General features: G+C 75.6%; 16 protein-coding genes. All 16 read left to right on the top strand.

From position 1 onward, the window contains the following. Window positions 1-46 precede the first annotated feature (46 nt). The 16 genes from GD970_RS08625 (at window position 47) to GD970_RS08545 (ending at window position 13,732) form a co-directional block, all read left to right on the top strand. Window positions 47-1,414, top strand: a complete 1,368-nt coding sequence (locus tag GD970_RS08625) for a hypothetical protein (protein ID WP_152202475.1) — start codon at window positions 47-49, stop codon at window positions 1,412-1,414. Then, the gene (locus GD970_RS08620; protein ID WP_152202474.1) at window positions 1,411-1,932 is read left to right on the top strand and encodes a hydrogenase maturation protease; all 522 of its coding nucleotides are present in this window, start codon (window positions 1,411-1,413) and stop codon (window positions 1,930-1,932) included. The genes GD970_RS08625 and GD970_RS08620 overlap by 4 nt, the downstream gene beginning before the upstream one ends. An 11-nt stretch (window positions 1,933-1,943) precedes the next feature. Continuing rightward, window positions 1,944-3,038: an NADH-quinone oxidoreductase subunit B family protein gene (locus tag GD970_RS08615; RefSeq protein ID WP_152202473.1), complete on the top strand. Its 1,095-nt coding sequence runs from the start codon at window positions 1,944-1,946 to the stop codon at window positions 3,036-3,038. Then, a complete protein-coding gene (locus tag GD970_RS08610) occupies window positions 3,035-4,834 on the top strand; it encodes a nickel-dependent hydrogenase large subunit (RefSeq protein WP_152202472.1) in 1,800 nt (599 codons plus the stop codon). Before GD970_RS08615 ends, GD970_RS08610 begins: the two co-directional genes overlap by 4 nt. Continuing rightward, the gene (locus GD970_RS08605) at window positions 4,827-5,369 is read left to right on the top strand and encodes a NifU family protein (RefSeq protein WP_152202471.1); all 543 of its coding nucleotides are present in this window, start codon (window positions 4,827-4,829) and stop codon (window positions 5,367-5,369) included. The genes GD970_RS08610 and GD970_RS08605 overlap by 8 nt, the downstream gene beginning before the upstream one ends. Further along, the gene (locus GD970_RS08600) at window positions 5,366-5,962 is read left to right on the top strand and encodes a DUF5947 family protein (protein WP_152202470.1); all 597 of its coding nucleotides are present in this window, start codon (window positions 5,366-5,368) and stop codon (window positions 5,960-5,962) included. The genes GD970_RS08605 and GD970_RS08600 overlap by 4 nt, the downstream gene beginning before the upstream one ends. Further along, the gene (locus GD970_RS08595) at window positions 5,959-6,162 is read left to right on the top strand and encodes a hypothetical protein (RefSeq protein WP_152202469.1); all 204 of its coding nucleotides are present in this window, start codon (window positions 5,959-5,961) and stop codon (window positions 6,160-6,162) included. Before GD970_RS08600 ends, GD970_RS08595 begins: the two co-directional genes overlap by 4 nt. A 47-nt stretch (window positions 6,163-6,209) precedes the next feature. After that, entirely contained in the window at window positions 6,210-6,407 is a 198-nt protein-coding gene (locus GD970_RS08590) for a hypothetical protein (protein WP_152202468.1), read from the top strand. A 58-nt stretch (window positions 6,408-6,465) separates the two neighbouring features. Then, window positions 6,466-6,726, top strand: coding sequence for a HypC/HybG/HupF family hydrogenase formation chaperone (locus GD970_RS08585; RefSeq protein WP_152202467.1), 261 nt, complete (start codon window positions 6,466-6,468; stop codon window positions 6,724-6,726). Beyond that, the gene (locus GD970_RS08580; protein WP_152202466.1) at window positions 6,723-7,508 is read left to right on the top strand and encodes a DUF6390 family protein; all 786 of its coding nucleotides are present in this window, start codon (window positions 6,723-6,725) and stop codon (window positions 7,506-7,508) included. The genes GD970_RS08585 and GD970_RS08580 overlap by 4 nt, the downstream gene beginning before the upstream one ends. Further along, window positions 7,505-8,686: an ABC transporter substrate-binding protein gene (locus GD970_RS08570; protein WP_226925233.1), complete on the top strand. Its 1,182-nt coding sequence runs from the start codon at window positions 7,505-7,507 to the stop codon at window positions 8,684-8,686. The genes GD970_RS08580 and GD970_RS08570 overlap by 4 nt, the downstream gene beginning before the upstream one ends. After that, window positions 8,679-9,749 (top strand): FecCD family ABC transporter permease, encoded by a 1,071-nt coding sequence (locus tag GD970_RS08565; RefSeq protein ID WP_152202465.1) that lies wholly within the window; start codon window positions 8,679-8,681, stop codon window positions 9,747-9,749. The genes GD970_RS08570 and GD970_RS08565 overlap by 8 nt, the downstream gene beginning before the upstream one ends. Then, window positions 9,742-10,518, top strand: coding sequence for an ABC transporter ATP-binding protein (locus GD970_RS08560; protein ID WP_152202464.1), 777 nt, complete (start codon window positions 9,742-9,744; stop codon window positions 10,516-10,518). Before GD970_RS08565 ends, GD970_RS08560 begins: the two co-directional genes overlap by 8 nt. A gap of 177 nt (window positions 10,519-10,695) precedes the next feature. Further along, a complete protein-coding gene (locus GD970_RS08555) occupies window positions 10,696-11,793 on the top strand; it encodes a putative F420-0 ABC transporter substrate-binding protein (protein WP_405002569.1) in 1,098 nt (365 codons plus the stop codon). After that, the gene (locus tag GD970_RS08550; protein WP_152202463.1) at window positions 11,790-12,839 is read left to right on the top strand and encodes an iron chelate uptake ABC transporter family permease subunit; all 1,050 of its coding nucleotides are present in this window, start codon (window positions 11,790-11,792) and stop codon (window positions 12,837-12,839) included. The genes GD970_RS08555 and GD970_RS08550 overlap by 4 nt, the downstream gene beginning before the upstream one ends. Next, entirely contained in the window at window positions 12,836-13,732 is an 897-nt protein-coding gene (locus GD970_RS08545) for an ABC transporter ATP-binding protein (protein WP_152202462.1), read from the top strand. The genes GD970_RS08550 and GD970_RS08545 overlap by 4 nt, the downstream gene beginning before the upstream one ends. Window positions 13,733-13,780: the final 48 nt, after the last annotated feature.

Here is a 13,780-nt window from a genome sequence, read left to right as displayed (position 1 = left end):
ACGAGAGGGACTCCAACCGGCGACGAGGCCACAGGGAGGTGCGAGAGTGAACGATCCGGTGCCCGACCCGTTCGCGCGCGCCCAGGCCGTCGCCGACGCCGTCCTCTACGAGGGCTACGTCCTCTACCCCTACCGCAAGTCCTCGCCCAAGAACCAGGTGCGCTGGCAGTTCGGCGTCCTCGCCCCGCGCGGCTGGATCGAGGCCCGCGGCGACGCCCGCGACAGCGTGGCGGGGTCGAGCGAGGGGTGGTGGCAGCAGAGCGAGTGCCTGCTCGAGGCGCCGCCGACGGCGACGGTGCGGGTGCGGGTGCGCTACCTCCGGCTCCAGGCCCGCGACGTCGAGGCGCTCCGGCCCGACGGCTCGTTCCAGCGGGTCGAGCGGCTCGAGACCGGCGACCGCGCCGAGCTGAGCTTCGAGGAGGCCGTCCCCCGGCTCGCCGACGTGGTGGTGCCGCTCGCGCGGCTGCGCGAGGGGCCCCTCACGGCCGACATCTCGGCCCCGGGCGGCGAGGACGTCGAGCCCGTGCCCGACGGCGCCACCCGCCCGGCCGGCCGGGTGGTGCGCCGGCGCCGGCCGCTCGCGGCGCGCGTGCACGTCACGGCGGAGCCGGCCCCCACGCCGTTCCCGCTCCTGCGCCTGCGCGTGCGCACCGAGAACACGGCCGCGGGCCCGCCGCCGGACGCGCCCCGGCCGGTGGCCCTGCGGTCCAGCCTCGTCGCCGCGCACACCCTGCTGGCCACGGACGACGGCGCGTTCCTGTCGCTGCTCGACCCGCCCGCCTGGGCCGGCGAGTCCGCCGGGCAGTGCGCGAACGTCCGCACCTTCCCGGTGCTCGTCGGCGAGCCGGGCAGCCGCGACCTGGTGCTGTCCTCGCCGATCATCCTCTACGACCACCCGCGGGTCGCCCCGGAGAGCCCCGGCGACCTCTTCGACGCCGCCGAGATCGACGAGATCCTCTCCCTGCGCACCCTCACGCTCACCGACGCCGAGAAGGCGGAGGTCCGCGCCACGGACCCGCGCACGGCCGCGATCGTCGACCGCGTCGACACCATGCCGCCGGAGGTCATGGCCCGGCTGCACGGGGCCATCCGGTCCCTGCGCCCGGCCCGGACCCCGCCGGGCGCCGAGAGCGTGGTCGTCGCCGGGGTGCCGGTCGCCCGCGGCAGCAGGGTGCGCCTGCACCCGCGTCCCCGGGGCACGGACGCGCACGACATGTTCCTCACCGGGCGCACCGCCCGCGTCGAGGGCGTGTACCGCGACGTCGACGACGCCCGCCACGTCGCGGTCACGCTCGAGGACCCCTCCAGCGAGCCGCACCGGTGGTACGGCCGCTTCCACTACTTCGCGCCCGAGGAGGTCGAGCCGCTGGCGGACGACGCCCCCGTGGACGGCACCGCGGGAGGCGCGCCATGACCGTGCTGGTGGCCGGCATCGGCAACGTCTTCCTCGGCGACGACGCGTTCGGGGTCGAGGTGGTCCGCCGGCTCGCCCCGGCCGACGTCCCCGCCGGCGTCGAGGTGGCCGACTACGGCATCCGCGGCATCCACCTCGCCTACGAGCTGCTCGACGGCCGCTACGACACCCTCGTCCTGGTCGACGCCGTGCCGCTGGGACAACGGCCCGGGACCCTCGCCGTCCTCGACGCCACCGGCCAGGTCGACGTCGGCGCCCCCGGCGCCGTCGACGCCCACGCCATGAGCCCCGACGTCGTCCTGGCGGCGCTGCGCGGCCTCGGCGGCTCCGTCGGCCGGGTGCTCGTCGTCGGCTGCCAGCCGCAGGTCCTCGCCGAGGGCATGGGGCTGTCCGCGCCGGTGCGCGCCGCCGTCGAGCGGGCCGTCCCCCTCGTCCTCGACGTGGCGCGTGAGGCTGCCGGGCCGTCGTCCAGCACCCTCGCGCCGTCCCCGGGTTCCCAGCGCCGGCCCGTCCGGTGAAGGAGGCAGAGATGACCACCACCCCGCAGACCGCCCCCGGCGACCAGCGCGCCGGCTTCGACGAGATCGACATCCTGTGGATCTCGGAGGGCATGAGCTGCGACGGGGACACCGTCTCGATCACGGCGTCCAGCCAGCCCTCCATCGAGGACGTCGTCACCGGGCTCATCCCGGGTCTGCCGAAGGTGAACCTGCACAACAAGGTCCTCTCCCCCACCCTGGGCGGCGAGGAGTTCCTCGCCCCCTTCCGGGCGGCGGCGCGCGGGGAGCTGGCCCCGTTCATACTCGTCATCGAGGGGTCCATCCCCAACGAGAACATCAACGGCGAGGGCTACTGGACCTCCTTCGGCAACGACCTGGCCACCGGCGAGCCGCTGACCCTGAACTGGTGGATCGACCGGCTCGCGCCCCGGGCGTGGGCGGTGGTCGCCATCGGCACCTGCGCGGCGTACGGCGGCATCCACGCCATGGCGGGCAACCCGACGGGCTCGATGGGCCTGGCGGACTACCTCGGCTGGGACTTCCGCTCCGCCGGCGGGCTGCCGATCGTCAACATCCCCGGCTGCCCGGTCCAGCCGGAGAACTTCATGGAGACCCTGGCCTGGGTCCTCTACCACGCGGCCGGCGCCGCGCCCCCGCCCCCGCTGGACGACCTGCTGCGCCCGCAGTGGCTGTTCGGCAAGACCGTCCACGAGGGCTGCGACCGGGCCGGGTACTACGAGCAGTCCGACTTCGCCTACGACTACAACTCGCCCAAGTGCCAGGTGAAGGTCGGGTGCTGGGGCCCGGTGGTCAACTGCAACGTGCCCAAGCGGGGCTGGATGCACGGCGTGGGCGGGTGCCCCAACGTCGGCGGCATCTGCATCGGCTGCACGATGCCCGGCTTCCCCGACAAGTTCATGCCGTTCATGGACGCCCCGCCCGGCGGGTACCTCTCCGCCACCCTGGGCAAGCCCTACGGCCTGTTCGTCCGCCGCATGCGGGGCATCACCAACGCCTCGCTCAACAAGGAGCCGCGCTGGCGGCACAACCGCGACGAGCTCACCACCGGCTACGACCCGCGCTGGCGCGCCGACGTCCCCACCACGGCAGGAGGCCCGCAATGACCGCCACCGACCGCCGGGGCGCCGGCCCGGGGCAGGAGCAGGAACAGCTCGTCGAGATGTCCTGGGACCCCATCACCCGCATCATCGGCAACCTGGGCATCTACACCAAGATCGACTTCCGGAACCGGCGGGTCGCCGAGTGCCACTCCACCTCCTCGCTCTTCCGCGGCTACTCGGTGTTCATGCGGGGCAAGGACCCACGCGACGCCGGCTTCATCACCAGCCGGATCTGCGGCATCTGCGGGGACAACCACACCACCTGCTCCAACTACGCCCAGCAGATGGCCTACGGCATCAAGACCCCGAAGCTGGGCGAGTGGATCGTCAACCTCGGTGAGGCCGCGGAGTACCTCTTCGACCACACCCTGTTCCAGGACAACCTCGTCTTCGTCGACTTCTGCGAGGCGATGGTCCGGGCGACCAACCCCAGCCTGCTCGCCAAGGCGGAGAACACCCCCGCGCCGCACGCCGAGATCCACGGCTACCGCACGATCGCCGACCTCATGCGCGCCTTCAACCCGTTCGAGGGCGAGGTGTACAAGCAGGCGCTGCACATGAGCCGGGTCACCCGCGAGATGTTTTGCCTCATGGAGGGCCGCCACGTCCACCCCTCGACGATGTACCCCGGCGGGGTCGGCACCATGCCCTCCCCGACGCTGTTCACCGACTACCTGTCCCGGCTGATGTCGATCATCGACTTCGTCAAGCAGGCCGTGGCGATGAACGACGACGTCTTCGACTTCTTCTACGAGGCGCTGCCCGGCTACGAGGAGGTCGGCCGCCGCCGGGTCCTGCTGGGCTGCTGGGGCGCCTTCCAGGACCCCGAGGTCGTCGACTACCGCTACGAGACGATGAACGAGTGGGGCAACGCCATGTTCGTCACCCCCGGCGTCGTCGTCGACGGCCAGCTGGTGACCACCAACCTCGTCGACATCAACCTGGGCATCCGGATCCTGCTGGGCAGCTCCTTCTACGAGGACTGGGCGAACGAGCCGCCGTTCGTCACCCACGACCCGCTCGGCAACCCGGTGGACCACCGCCACCCGTGGAACCAGACCACCCTGCCCGCGCCGGGCAAGCGCGACTTCGACGGCAGGTACAGCTGGGTGATGAGCCCGCGCTGGTTCGACCAGCGCACCGGCGACCACCTGGCCCTGGACACCGGCGGCGGCCCGTTCGCGCGGCTGTACACCACGGCGCTGGCCAACCGGGTGAACACCCCGTACGTGCGCTCGACCGGCTCGAGCGTGCAGATCACCCTGCCGCGCAGCGCGAGCCTGCCCGAGCAGACCCTGGAGTGGCGGATCCCGCCGTGGTCCAACGCCATCGAGCGCGACCGGGCCCGGGCCTACTTCATCGCCTACGCCGCCGGCATGGCGCTGTACTTCCTCGAGGAGGCCCTGACCCGGGTGCGCGGCGGGGACCAGAAGGTCTTCCAGACCTTCGAGCTGCCCGAGGAGGCCATCGGCTGCGGCTTCCACGAGGCCGTCCGCGGGGTGCTGTCCCACCACCTCGTCATCCGCGACGGCAAGATCGCCAACTACCACCCCTACCCGCCCACGCCGTGGAACGGCAGCCCGCGGGACAGCTACGGCACCCCCGGACCCTACGAGGACGCGGTGCAGGACATGCCGATCTTCGAGGAGAACGGCCCGGACGACTTCCGCGGCGTCGACATCATGCGCGCCGTGCGCAGCTTCGACCCGTGCCTGCCGTGCGGGGTGCACATGTACGTCGGCGGGGGCCGGACCATCCGCCAGACGCACTCACCGATGTTCGGGGCCTCCCATGGCTGAGCCACGGCTGGACGACGCGGCGGTCGGGCAGCTGCTCGCCCGCTTCGACGAGCTCCTCGACGTCGTCGAGTCCGCACCCGGCGCCGCCGCGGAGGCCGCCGTCGAGGCGATCCGGACGCTGGCGGAGATCTACGGCGAGGCGCTGCGCCGCTTGCTGGCGCTCGCGCCCGCCCTGCACGCCGACCTCGCCCGCGACCAGCTCCTCGGGCACCTGCTGGTCGTCCACGACCTCCATCCCGGCACGGTCGAGGACCGGGTGGAGCAGGCGCTGGAGACGGTGCGCCCGTACGTCGAGTCCCACGGCGGGCGCGTCGAGCTGGTCGGCATCGACGCCGGCGTCGCCCAGGTCCAGCTCTCCGGGGCGTGCTCGAGCTGCTCGTCGTCGGCGGTCACCCTCGAGCAGACGGTGTCCGAGGCCGTGCTCGCCCTGGCCCCGGAGCTGCGCGACGTCGCCCCGGTCCGCCCGCCCGCCGCGGCCGCGGTCATCCCGGTCGAGGCGCTGTTCCACCGTCCCGCCGCCCTGGGCACGCCGTGAGCAGCGGCGCGCTGGAGCGGGTGCTCCGCGGGGCCGGCCGGGCCCCGCTGCTCGCCGAGCGGTGCGACGTGTGCGGCGCCCCGCTGCCCGAGCGGCACCGGCACCTGCTCGACACCGAGCGGGCCGACGTCATGTGCGCCTGCCGCCCCTGCGCGCTGCTCTTCGTGCGCGACGTGGCCAGCCTGGGGCACTACCGCCTCGTGCCCGAGCGCCGGCTGCGGCTCGGCGCGGTGGCCACCGACGAGCTCGGCGTCCCGGTGGGACTGGCGTACGTCGTCCGCGGCGCGGACGGCGCGGTGGTGGCGCACTACCCCAGCCCGCTCGGCTCCACCCGCTGGGAGGTCGACCCCGCGGGGTGGGCGGCGGTCGTGGCGCGCCGCCCCGAGCTGGCCGGCCTGGCGCCGGAGGTCGAGGCCTTCCTCGTCAACACCGCCCGCGGCGCCCGGCACCACTGGATCGTGCCGATCGACGACTGCTTCCGCCTCGTCGCCGTCGTGCGCCGGGAGTGGCGGGGCCTGTCCGGCGGGAGCCGGGTGTGGCCGGCGGTCGAGGAGTTCTTCGCCGAGCTCGAGCATCGCGAGGAGGAGCCATGACCATCCGGGTAGGCAAGCCCGACGTCGCCCCCGACGTCTCCGCGCACGTCAAGGGCGTCGACCAGGGCAACGCCGGGCCGGTGCAGAAGCAGCGCGGCCACCACGCCGACGACACCGTGGACGCGCGGCGCTCCACGGGCATCAACCCGCGCCGGCGCGACCCGATCTCGAAGGCCATGCCCAACCTGCCGCCGGGCTGACCCGGCGGCGCACCGCAGGCAAGGACGCCCAGCAGGAGGTGAGGACCGTGTTCATCGCGTGGAAGCGGCCGCCGTCCCGGGCGGCATCCCGGGGGACGACGGCGCCGCCCGAGCCGGCGGCGGCCGGCGGCTCCGGGGCGCTGGTCAAGGTGGCGCTGGCCGCCGCGGGCGCCGCCGGGCTGGTGTACCTGACCCGCAAGGAGCTGCCGGCGCTCAAGCGCGAGTACCGGCTGCTGCGGATGTGACCATCCGCCGCGGACCCGGTGCCGCGCGGCTCCCCGCCGACGAGGACGGAGACAGCACATGTGCCTAGGGATTCCCGGCAGGATCGTCGCGGCCGTGGAGGGCCACGGCGGCATGCTCGCGCTCGCCGACGTGCGCGGGGTGCGCGACACGATCAACCTCGGGATGCTCGACGGCCCGCCACCGGGCCCGGGCGCCTGGGTGCTCATCCACATGGGCTTCGCCATGGAGGTCATCGACGAGGACCGGGCGGCGCGGGCGATGGAGGGCCTCGAGCTCCTGGGGCCCGGCCGGGACGCGGACCCGCGGGGGGCACCATGACGGCGACGACGACGCGGACGACGGTGGCCGGGCCGGTGCTGTTCGCCCGGTACGCCTTCCCGCCCAACCGCCACGGCTACTGCGGCCCGGCGGACCACCTGGCGTTCTTCGAGAGCGGCACCGCCGGTGACGCCGGCGGGCTGCGCGCGATGGCGCGGGAGTTCGCCGGCGCCTGGCCGTACCTCGAGCTCATCGCCGGGGCCACCGGGCTGCCCGACCCGCTCGACCGGCGCGCGGTGGAGGCCTACTGGGTGGGCAGCCGGCTGCTCGACCGCGTCGGGGTGGGCAACGTCGCCGGGTCGATGGAGGACCGCTTCCGGTACCTGGCCGGCCCGCGCTTCGGCCGCCTCACCGCCGAGGTGCTCGCCGGCGGCGTGCCCCACCACAGCTTCGCCGTGCTCTGCGTCTACCCGTGGACCGGGCTGCTGGGCGACGACCGCCGGGCCGCCCAGGCGCTGACCGTGCTGGACATGTGCCGGATCCGCTGGGGCCGGGTCCTCCACGTCCACGGCGACCGGGTCGAGGTCGCGGCGCGACACCTGACGTGGGACGGGCGCCGCCTCGACCTCGGCGGCCCCCGGCCGGAGACGGTCGAGCGGGCCGTCGACGGCCTCGGCCCGGGCGCCGACCTGCGGGCGGGCGACTGGGTCGCCATGCACTGGGAGTGGGTCTGCGACCGGCTCACCGCCCCCCAGGTGCGGGCGCTGGGCCACTACACCGCCCGGCACCTGCGGATCGTCAACGACGCCGCGGACGCCGGGCCGCTGGGGCTGCTGGCATGAGCGGGGCGGGCGAGCCGCCGGCGCTCTCGCGGCGCGACGTCCTGCGGGGCGCCGCGCTCCTCGGGGGCGTGGGCCTGCTCGCCGCCTGCACCGACCGCCCCGCCCCGCCCGGCACCCCGACCGGCGCGGGCACCGGGACGGCGCCCGGGACCGGCACCGGCACCGGCGCGATCACGGTGACCGACCAGCGCGGCACCACCCTGACCTTCGACCACCCGGTGACCCGCATCGTCACGCTGCCGATGCCTGCCGCGTCGCTGGCGATCGCCGTCGACGCCTCGGCCGAGCACGTGGTGGGGATGCACGAGGCGTCCTGGACGGCGATCCGCGACGGGATCCTGGGCAAGATCTTCCCCGCGGCCACCGGCATCGCCCACGACGTCGCCGGGCAGGACTTCACCCCCAACGTCGAGAGCATCCTCGCGCTGCGGCCCGACGTCGTCGTGCAGTGGGCGGAGGAGGGCACGGGCACCATCGCCCCGCTGGAGAACGCCGGCCTGAAGGTGCTCGGGGTGACCTACGGGACCCAGGAGGACCTCGAGACCTGGACGACCCTGTTCGCCACCCTGCTCGGCAAGCCCACCCGCGCGCTGGACATGATCGCCCGCAACGACGAGGCGCTGGCGGAGGTCAAGGCCCGCACCGCCAAGGTGGCCCGCGGCTCCCCGAAGGTCGTGTACTTCAACCGGTTCGCGGCCGGGCTGAAGGTGGCCGGCCCTCAGACCTACAACGACTACTACATCCGCCTCGTCGGCGCGGAGAACCCGGCGACGGGGCCGGCCGGGGTCCAGGGCGCCGGGATGGTCGGCGTGGACGCGGAGCAGGTGCTGCGGTGGGACCCCGACGTCGTCCTGCTGGGCAACTTCGACGGGGCGATGCCCGACGATCTCTACCGCGACCCCGTCTGGGCCTCCCTCGCCGCCGTGCGGACCCGCCGCGTGTACAAGGTCCCGCTGGGCGGGTACCGCTGGGACCCCCCGGGGCAGGAGTCCGGGCTGATGTGGCGCTGGCTCTCCCACGTCGTCTTCCCCGGCGACGACGGCCCCTCCCTGCGGGACCGGATGCGGGAGGCCTATGGCTTCCTCTACGACTACCGGCCCACCGACGACGACCTCGACCAGGTCCTGTGGTCGGCGGCCAACCACGGCTCGGCGGACTACGGGCAGTTCGATGCTTGACGAGGCGGCCCGCACCACCCGGCGTGCCCCGCGGGCGCCGCGGGCCCGCGACGGCCTGACCGCCGCGGCCGTTCCGGTGGCGGTCATGACGCTGGTCGTCCTCGCCGTCGCGCTGGCGGCACTGTCGGTGGGCCGGTTCCCGGTGCCCCCGGGCGACGTCGTGCAGATCCTCGCCGGCCGGGTGCGGGGCGGGGAGGCGGCGAGCGCGGAGAACGTCGTCCTCCTCGTCCGCCTGCCCCGGGTCCTGCTCGCCCTGCTCGTCGGCGGCGGCCTGGGCATCGCCGGCGCGGCGCTGCAGGCGACCTTCCGCAACCCCCTGGTGAGCCCGGAGATCATCGGCGTCTCGGCCGGCGCGTCCTTCGGCGGGGCGCTGGCCCTGCTGCTGGGGCTGGGCACCGTGTACCTGGTCGCCGGGGCCTTCGTGTGCGGGCTGGGCGCCCTGGTCGTGCTGTTCGTGCTCACCCTCGCCCGCGGCGGCGCCTCGATGCTCATGGTCGTCCTGGGCGGGGTGGTCACCGGCTCGTTCTTCTCCGCCCTCGTCTCGCTCGTGACCTACCTCGCCGACCCCTACACCACCCTGCCGGCGATCGTGTTCTGGCTGCTGGGCAGCGTCGCCACGGCGACCTTCGCGAAGGTCCTGGTCGCCGCCGTGCCGGTGCTCGCCGGCGCGGCGACGCTGGTCCTGCTGCGCTGGCGCCTCAACGTCCTGTCGCTGGGCGACGAGGAGGCCGCCGCGCTCGGGCTGCGGCCGGCCCCGCTGCGATGGGTCGTGCTCGGGGCCGCCGCGCTCGTCGTCGCCGGCGGGGTGGCGGTGTGCGGCGTCATCGCCTGGGTGGGGCTGGTGGTCCCCCACCTGGCCCGCATGTGGGTCGGCCCGGACCACCGGGTGCTGCTGCCGGTGTCCTTCCTGCTGGGCGGGGCCTATCTCGTCGCCGTCGACACCCTGGCCCGCACGGCGACCGCCGCGGAGATCCCGCTGGGGGTCATCACGGCGCTGGTCGGGGCGCCGGTGTTCTTCGTGCTGCTGCGCCGCAACCGGGACAGGATCTGGGACAGTGCTTGAGCTCGACCGCGTCGGCTTCGGCTACCCCGGCCGCGGGTGGCTCTTCCGGGACGTCAGCCTGGCGGTGCCGGCCGGGACCGCCACCGCCGTGCTGGGCCCCAACGGGCGCGGGAAGACCACCCTGGTGCGCTGCGCCGCGGGGCTGCTCGCCCCGCGCGAGGGCGCGGTGCGCTGCGGCGGTGCCGTGGGGTACGTGCCGCAGGCCCGCGGCGGGGCGTTCGCCTACCGGGCGGTGGACATGGTGGTCATGGGCCGCACCCGCCTCATCGGGGTGTTCGCGACGCCGGGCCGGGCGGACCGGATCGCGGCCCTGGAGGCGATGGGCCGGGTCGGGATCGGACACCTGGCCGAGCGCCGGTTCCCCACCCTGAGCGGTGGGGAGCAGCAGCTCGTCCTCATCGCGCGGGCGATCGCCGCGGAGTGCCCCACCCTCGTGCTCGACGAGCCCTGCGCGGCGCTGGACCTGCAGAACCAGGCCCGCGTGCTGCGGCTGCTGCGCCGCCTCGTGGGCGAGGGCCTGGCGGTGCTGCTGACCACCCACCACCCCGACCACGCGCTGGCCCTGGCCGACGCCGCGGTGCTCATGATGGCCCCGCACGACGTGCGCGCCGGGGCCGCGCGGGACCTGCTCACCGACGGCGCGCTCTCCGAGCTCTACGGCGTCGAGGTCCGGACGGTCACCTACCGCGAGGGGGGAACGCAGCGGCGGGCGGTGGTCACGCCCTTCGGCGCCGGGCGGGGTGAGGTTCCGGCCGGTCCCGCCGGGTGAGGTTCCGGCCGGTCCGGCCGCGTGAGGTTTCGGCCGTCCGCTACGCTGCCCCACGGATCCCGGGCCGGACGTGGCCCGGTAGCGCGGGCCCGGGCTGGGCCCGGTCGATCCCCGGGCCTGGCGCGCAGCGCGGTGACTGCGCGTGCCGGCCCCGGCCCGCTCCCCCGAGGAGTCCCCGTGCGCACGCGCCGTCACCCCCGCCAGCTGCCCACCCAGCCCACCCAGCGACCGGACCGCCACGCCGGTCGCAGCCAGAATGGCGGTCCGGCTGCGCGGGCGGGCCGGCACCTGCTGCCCGCCCTCGGTGCGGCCGCCGCCGCGCTCACCCTCGCCGCCTGCGGCGCGGCCCCGGCCGCCACGCCGTCGCCGTCCGCCGACGCCCCGGCCGCCCCCGGCTTCCCGCGCACCGTCGCCAGCTGCGGCGTCGAGGCGACCCTTGCCGCCCCGCCGCAGCGCATCGTCACCATCAAGTCCTCCGCCACGGAGATGGTGCTCGCCCTGGGGGCCGGCGACCGGCTGGTCGGCACCGCCTTCGCCGACGGCGAGCCGCCCGCCGCCCTGGCCGACGCCGCCGCCACGGCGCCCGTCCTGGCCGAGAAGAACCCCGCGCCCGAGGCGGTGCTCGAGCTCGAGCCGGACCTGGTCTACGCCGGCTGGGAGTCGAACCTCTCGGCGGACGGCGCCGGCGAGCGCAGCATGTACGCGGACCTGGGGATCGCCACCTACGTCTCGCCCGCGGCGTGCAAGGCGCCGACCTACCAGCCGGACAAGCTCACCTTCGACCTCGTCTTCGACGAGATCACCGAGGCCGGCCGGATCCTCGGCGAGGAGGACGCCGCCGCCCGCCTCGTGGCCGACCAGCGCGCCGAGCTGGCCGCGGTGGCCCCCTCGGACGCCGGGCTGAGCGCGCTGTGGTACTCCTCCGGGGAGGACGCCCCGTACGTCGGGGCCGGCATCGGCGCCCCGCAGATGATCCTCGAGGCCGTGGGGCTGGAGAACGTCGCCGCCGACGTCGCCGACACCTGGACCGCCCTGTCCTGGGAGGCGGTGGCCGAGCGGGCGCCGGACGTCATCGTGCTCGTGGACTCCTCCTGGAACACCGCCGCGCACAAGATCGACCTGCTCGAGGCGAACCCGGTCACCGCGGCGCTGCCCGCGGTGCGCGAGCGCCGCTACCTCACCGTCCCCTTCCCGGCCACCGAGGCCGGGGTGCGCAACGTCGCCGCCGTGACCGACCTCGCCGCCCAGCTCACCGCGCTGCAGGGGGCCGGATGAGGGGCCGACGGCGCCAGCCGCCCCTCGCCGTCGTCCTCCTCGCCCTGACCGCGGCGCTGCTCCTGGCGGCCGGCTGGGCGGTGACGCTCGGGCAGGCGGACATCACCGTCGCCCAGGTCGCCGCCTCGGCCGGGCACCGGCTGTGCACCGCGGTGCTGGCCGCGGCCGGGTGCCCGGCCGACCCGCTCACCCCGGTCCAGGACGCCATCGTCTGGCAGGGCCGGGCTCCGCGCGTGGTCGCGGCGGCCGCCGTCGGCGCCGGCCTGGGGGTGGTGGGCGCCGTCATGCAGGCGCTCACCCGCAACCCGCTGGCCGACCCCTACCTGCTGGGGGTCTCCTCCGGGGCGTCGGTGGGGGCGGTCGCGGTGCTCGTGCTCGGCCTGACCGCGGCGCTGCCGGTGGCGGCGTTCGTCGGGGCGCTGGCGGCGCTGGCCGTCACGCTGGCGCTGGCCACCGGCCGCGGCGGCGGGCTCTCGCCGGTGCGCACGGTGCTCGCCGGCGTGGCGGTCGCCCAGGCCGGCTCCGCCGTCGTGAGCTTCGTGATCATCTGGTCCGCCACCGGCGACTCCTACCGCGAGGTGCTGTCCTGGCTCATGGGCTCCCTCGGCGGGACCACCTGGTCCGAGGCGCTGCTGGCGCTGGGGGCGACGGCGGTGGTCGGCACCGTGCTCGTCGCGCAGGGGCGCACCCTGGACGCCTTCACGTTCGGGGACGTCTCGGCGGCCTCCCTCGGGATCGCCGTCACCCGGGCCCGGTGGCTGCTGCTGGGCGCGGGGGCGCTGCTGACGGCGCTGCTGGTGGCGGTGGCCGGGTCGATCGGGTTCGTCGGGCTGGTCGTGCCGCACGCGGTGCGGCTGGTCGCCGGGTCCCGCCACCACCGGCTGCTGCCCGTGGCCGCGCTGGCCGGCGCGATCTTCCTGCTGGTGGCCGACACCGCGGCGCGCAGCCTGTTCGAGCCGCGCGAGCTGCCGGTGGGCGTGCTCACCGCGGCCATCGGCGCACCGGTGTTCGCCGTCCTCCTGCGTCGGAAGGCCGGCACCGCATGACCCACCCGCGAGACGTCAAGTTGGGCGCGAGACGTCAACTGCGCACCGAGGCGTCACCTCCGTCCCCGCCGCCGGTGCCGGGCGCGGCGCCCTCGCCGCCGGACGCCGCCGCTCCCCTGGACGTTCCCGCCCTGGACCTCGCCGGCCTGCGGGTCAGCGCCGGGCGGGCCGTCCTGCTCGACGGCGTGGACGGCGCCGTCCCGGCCGGGGCGGTGACCGCCGTCGTCGGGCCCAACGGCGCCGGGAAGTCGACCCTGCTGCGGGCGGTCGTCGGCGCGGTGCCTCTGGACGCCGGGGCGGTCCTGCTGTCCGGCCGCGACCTGGGCACGCTGACCCGCCGCGAGCGCGCCCGCGAGCTCGCGCTGGTCGAGCAGGACGCCCCCGCCGACGTCTCCCGCGACGTCCTCGACGTCGTCCTGCTCGGCCGCACCCCGCACCGGGCCCGGTGGGGCGCCGACAGCGCCGCCGACCTCGCGGTCGCCCGCGGGGCGATGGCCCGCACCGGGGCGGAGGCGCTGGCCGGCCGGGACTTCGCCACCCTCTCCGGCGGGGAGCGCCAGCGGGTGCACCTGGCGCGCGCGCTCGCCCAGGAGCCGGCGCTGCTGTTGCTGGACGAGCCCACCAACCACCTCGACGTCGGCGCCCAGCTCGCGGTGCTGCGCCTGGCCCGGGACCTGGCCGCGGACGGCGTCACCGTGCTCGCCGCGCTGCACGACCTCAACCACGCCCTGCGCTTCTGCGACCACGTGCTCGTCCTGGCCGGCGGGACCGTGGTGGCCGCCGGGCACCCGCGCGAGGTGCTCACCGCCGACCTGGTCAGCGACGTCTACGGGGTGCGGGCGCACCGCCTGGCGGTGGCCGGGCGGGACCTGCTGGTGCTCGACCCGGCCTGAGCACTCGGCGCGACGGGGGACACCCGTGTGCCCCCGCGACCGCACGCG

The sequence above is a fragment of the Georgenia thermotolerans genome, assembly GCF_009193185.1.
GTDB lineage: Bacteria > Actinomycetota > Actinomycetes > Actinomycetales > Actinomycetaceae > Georgenia > Georgenia thermotolerans.
This window is presented reverse-complemented; position numbering and strand designations above follow the sequence as displayed.

Coding starts and splice junctions, on each gene's coding strand:
- GD970_RS08620 (WP_152202474.1), top strand. CDS start 1,411: ATGACCGTGCTGGTGGCCGGCATCGGCAACGTCTTCCTCGGCGACGAC.
- GD970_RS08615 (WP_152202473.1), top strand. CDS start 1,944: ATGACCACCACCCCGCAGACCGCCCCCGGCGACCAGCGCGCCGGCTTC.
- GD970_RS08610 (WP_152202472.1), top strand. CDS start 3,035: ATGACCGCCACCGACCGCCGGGGCGCCGGCCCGGGGCAGGAGCAGGAA.
- GD970_RS08605 (WP_152202471.1), top strand. CDS start 4,827: ATGGCTGAGCCACGGCTGGACGACGCGGCGGTCGGGCAGCTGCTCGCC.
- GD970_RS08595 (WP_152202469.1), top strand. CDS start 5,959: ATGACCATCCGGGTAGGCAAGCCCGACGTCGCCCCCGACGTCTCCGCG.
- GD970_RS08585 (WP_152202467.1), top strand. CDS start 6,466: ATGTGCCTAGGGATTCCCGGCAGGATCGTCGCGGCCGTGGAGGGCCAC.
- GD970_RS08580 (WP_152202466.1), top strand. CDS start 6,723: ATGACGGCGACGACGACGCGGACGACGGTGGCCGGGCCGGTGCTGTTC.
- GD970_RS08570 (WP_226925233.1), top strand. CDS start 7,505: ATGAGCGGGGCGGGCGAGCCGCCGGCGCTCTCGCGGCGCGACGTCCTG.
- GD970_RS08565 (WP_152202465.1), top strand. CDS start 8,679: ATGCTTGACGAGGCGGCCCGCACCACCCGGCGTGCCCCGCGGGCGCCG.
- GD970_RS08550 (WP_152202463.1), top strand. CDS start 11,790: ATGAGGGGCCGACGGCGCCAGCCGCCCCTCGCCGTCGTCCTCCTCGCC.
- GD970_RS08545 (WP_152202462.1), top strand. CDS start 12,836: ATGACCCACCCGCGAGACGTCAAGTTGGGCGCGAGACGTCAACTGCGC.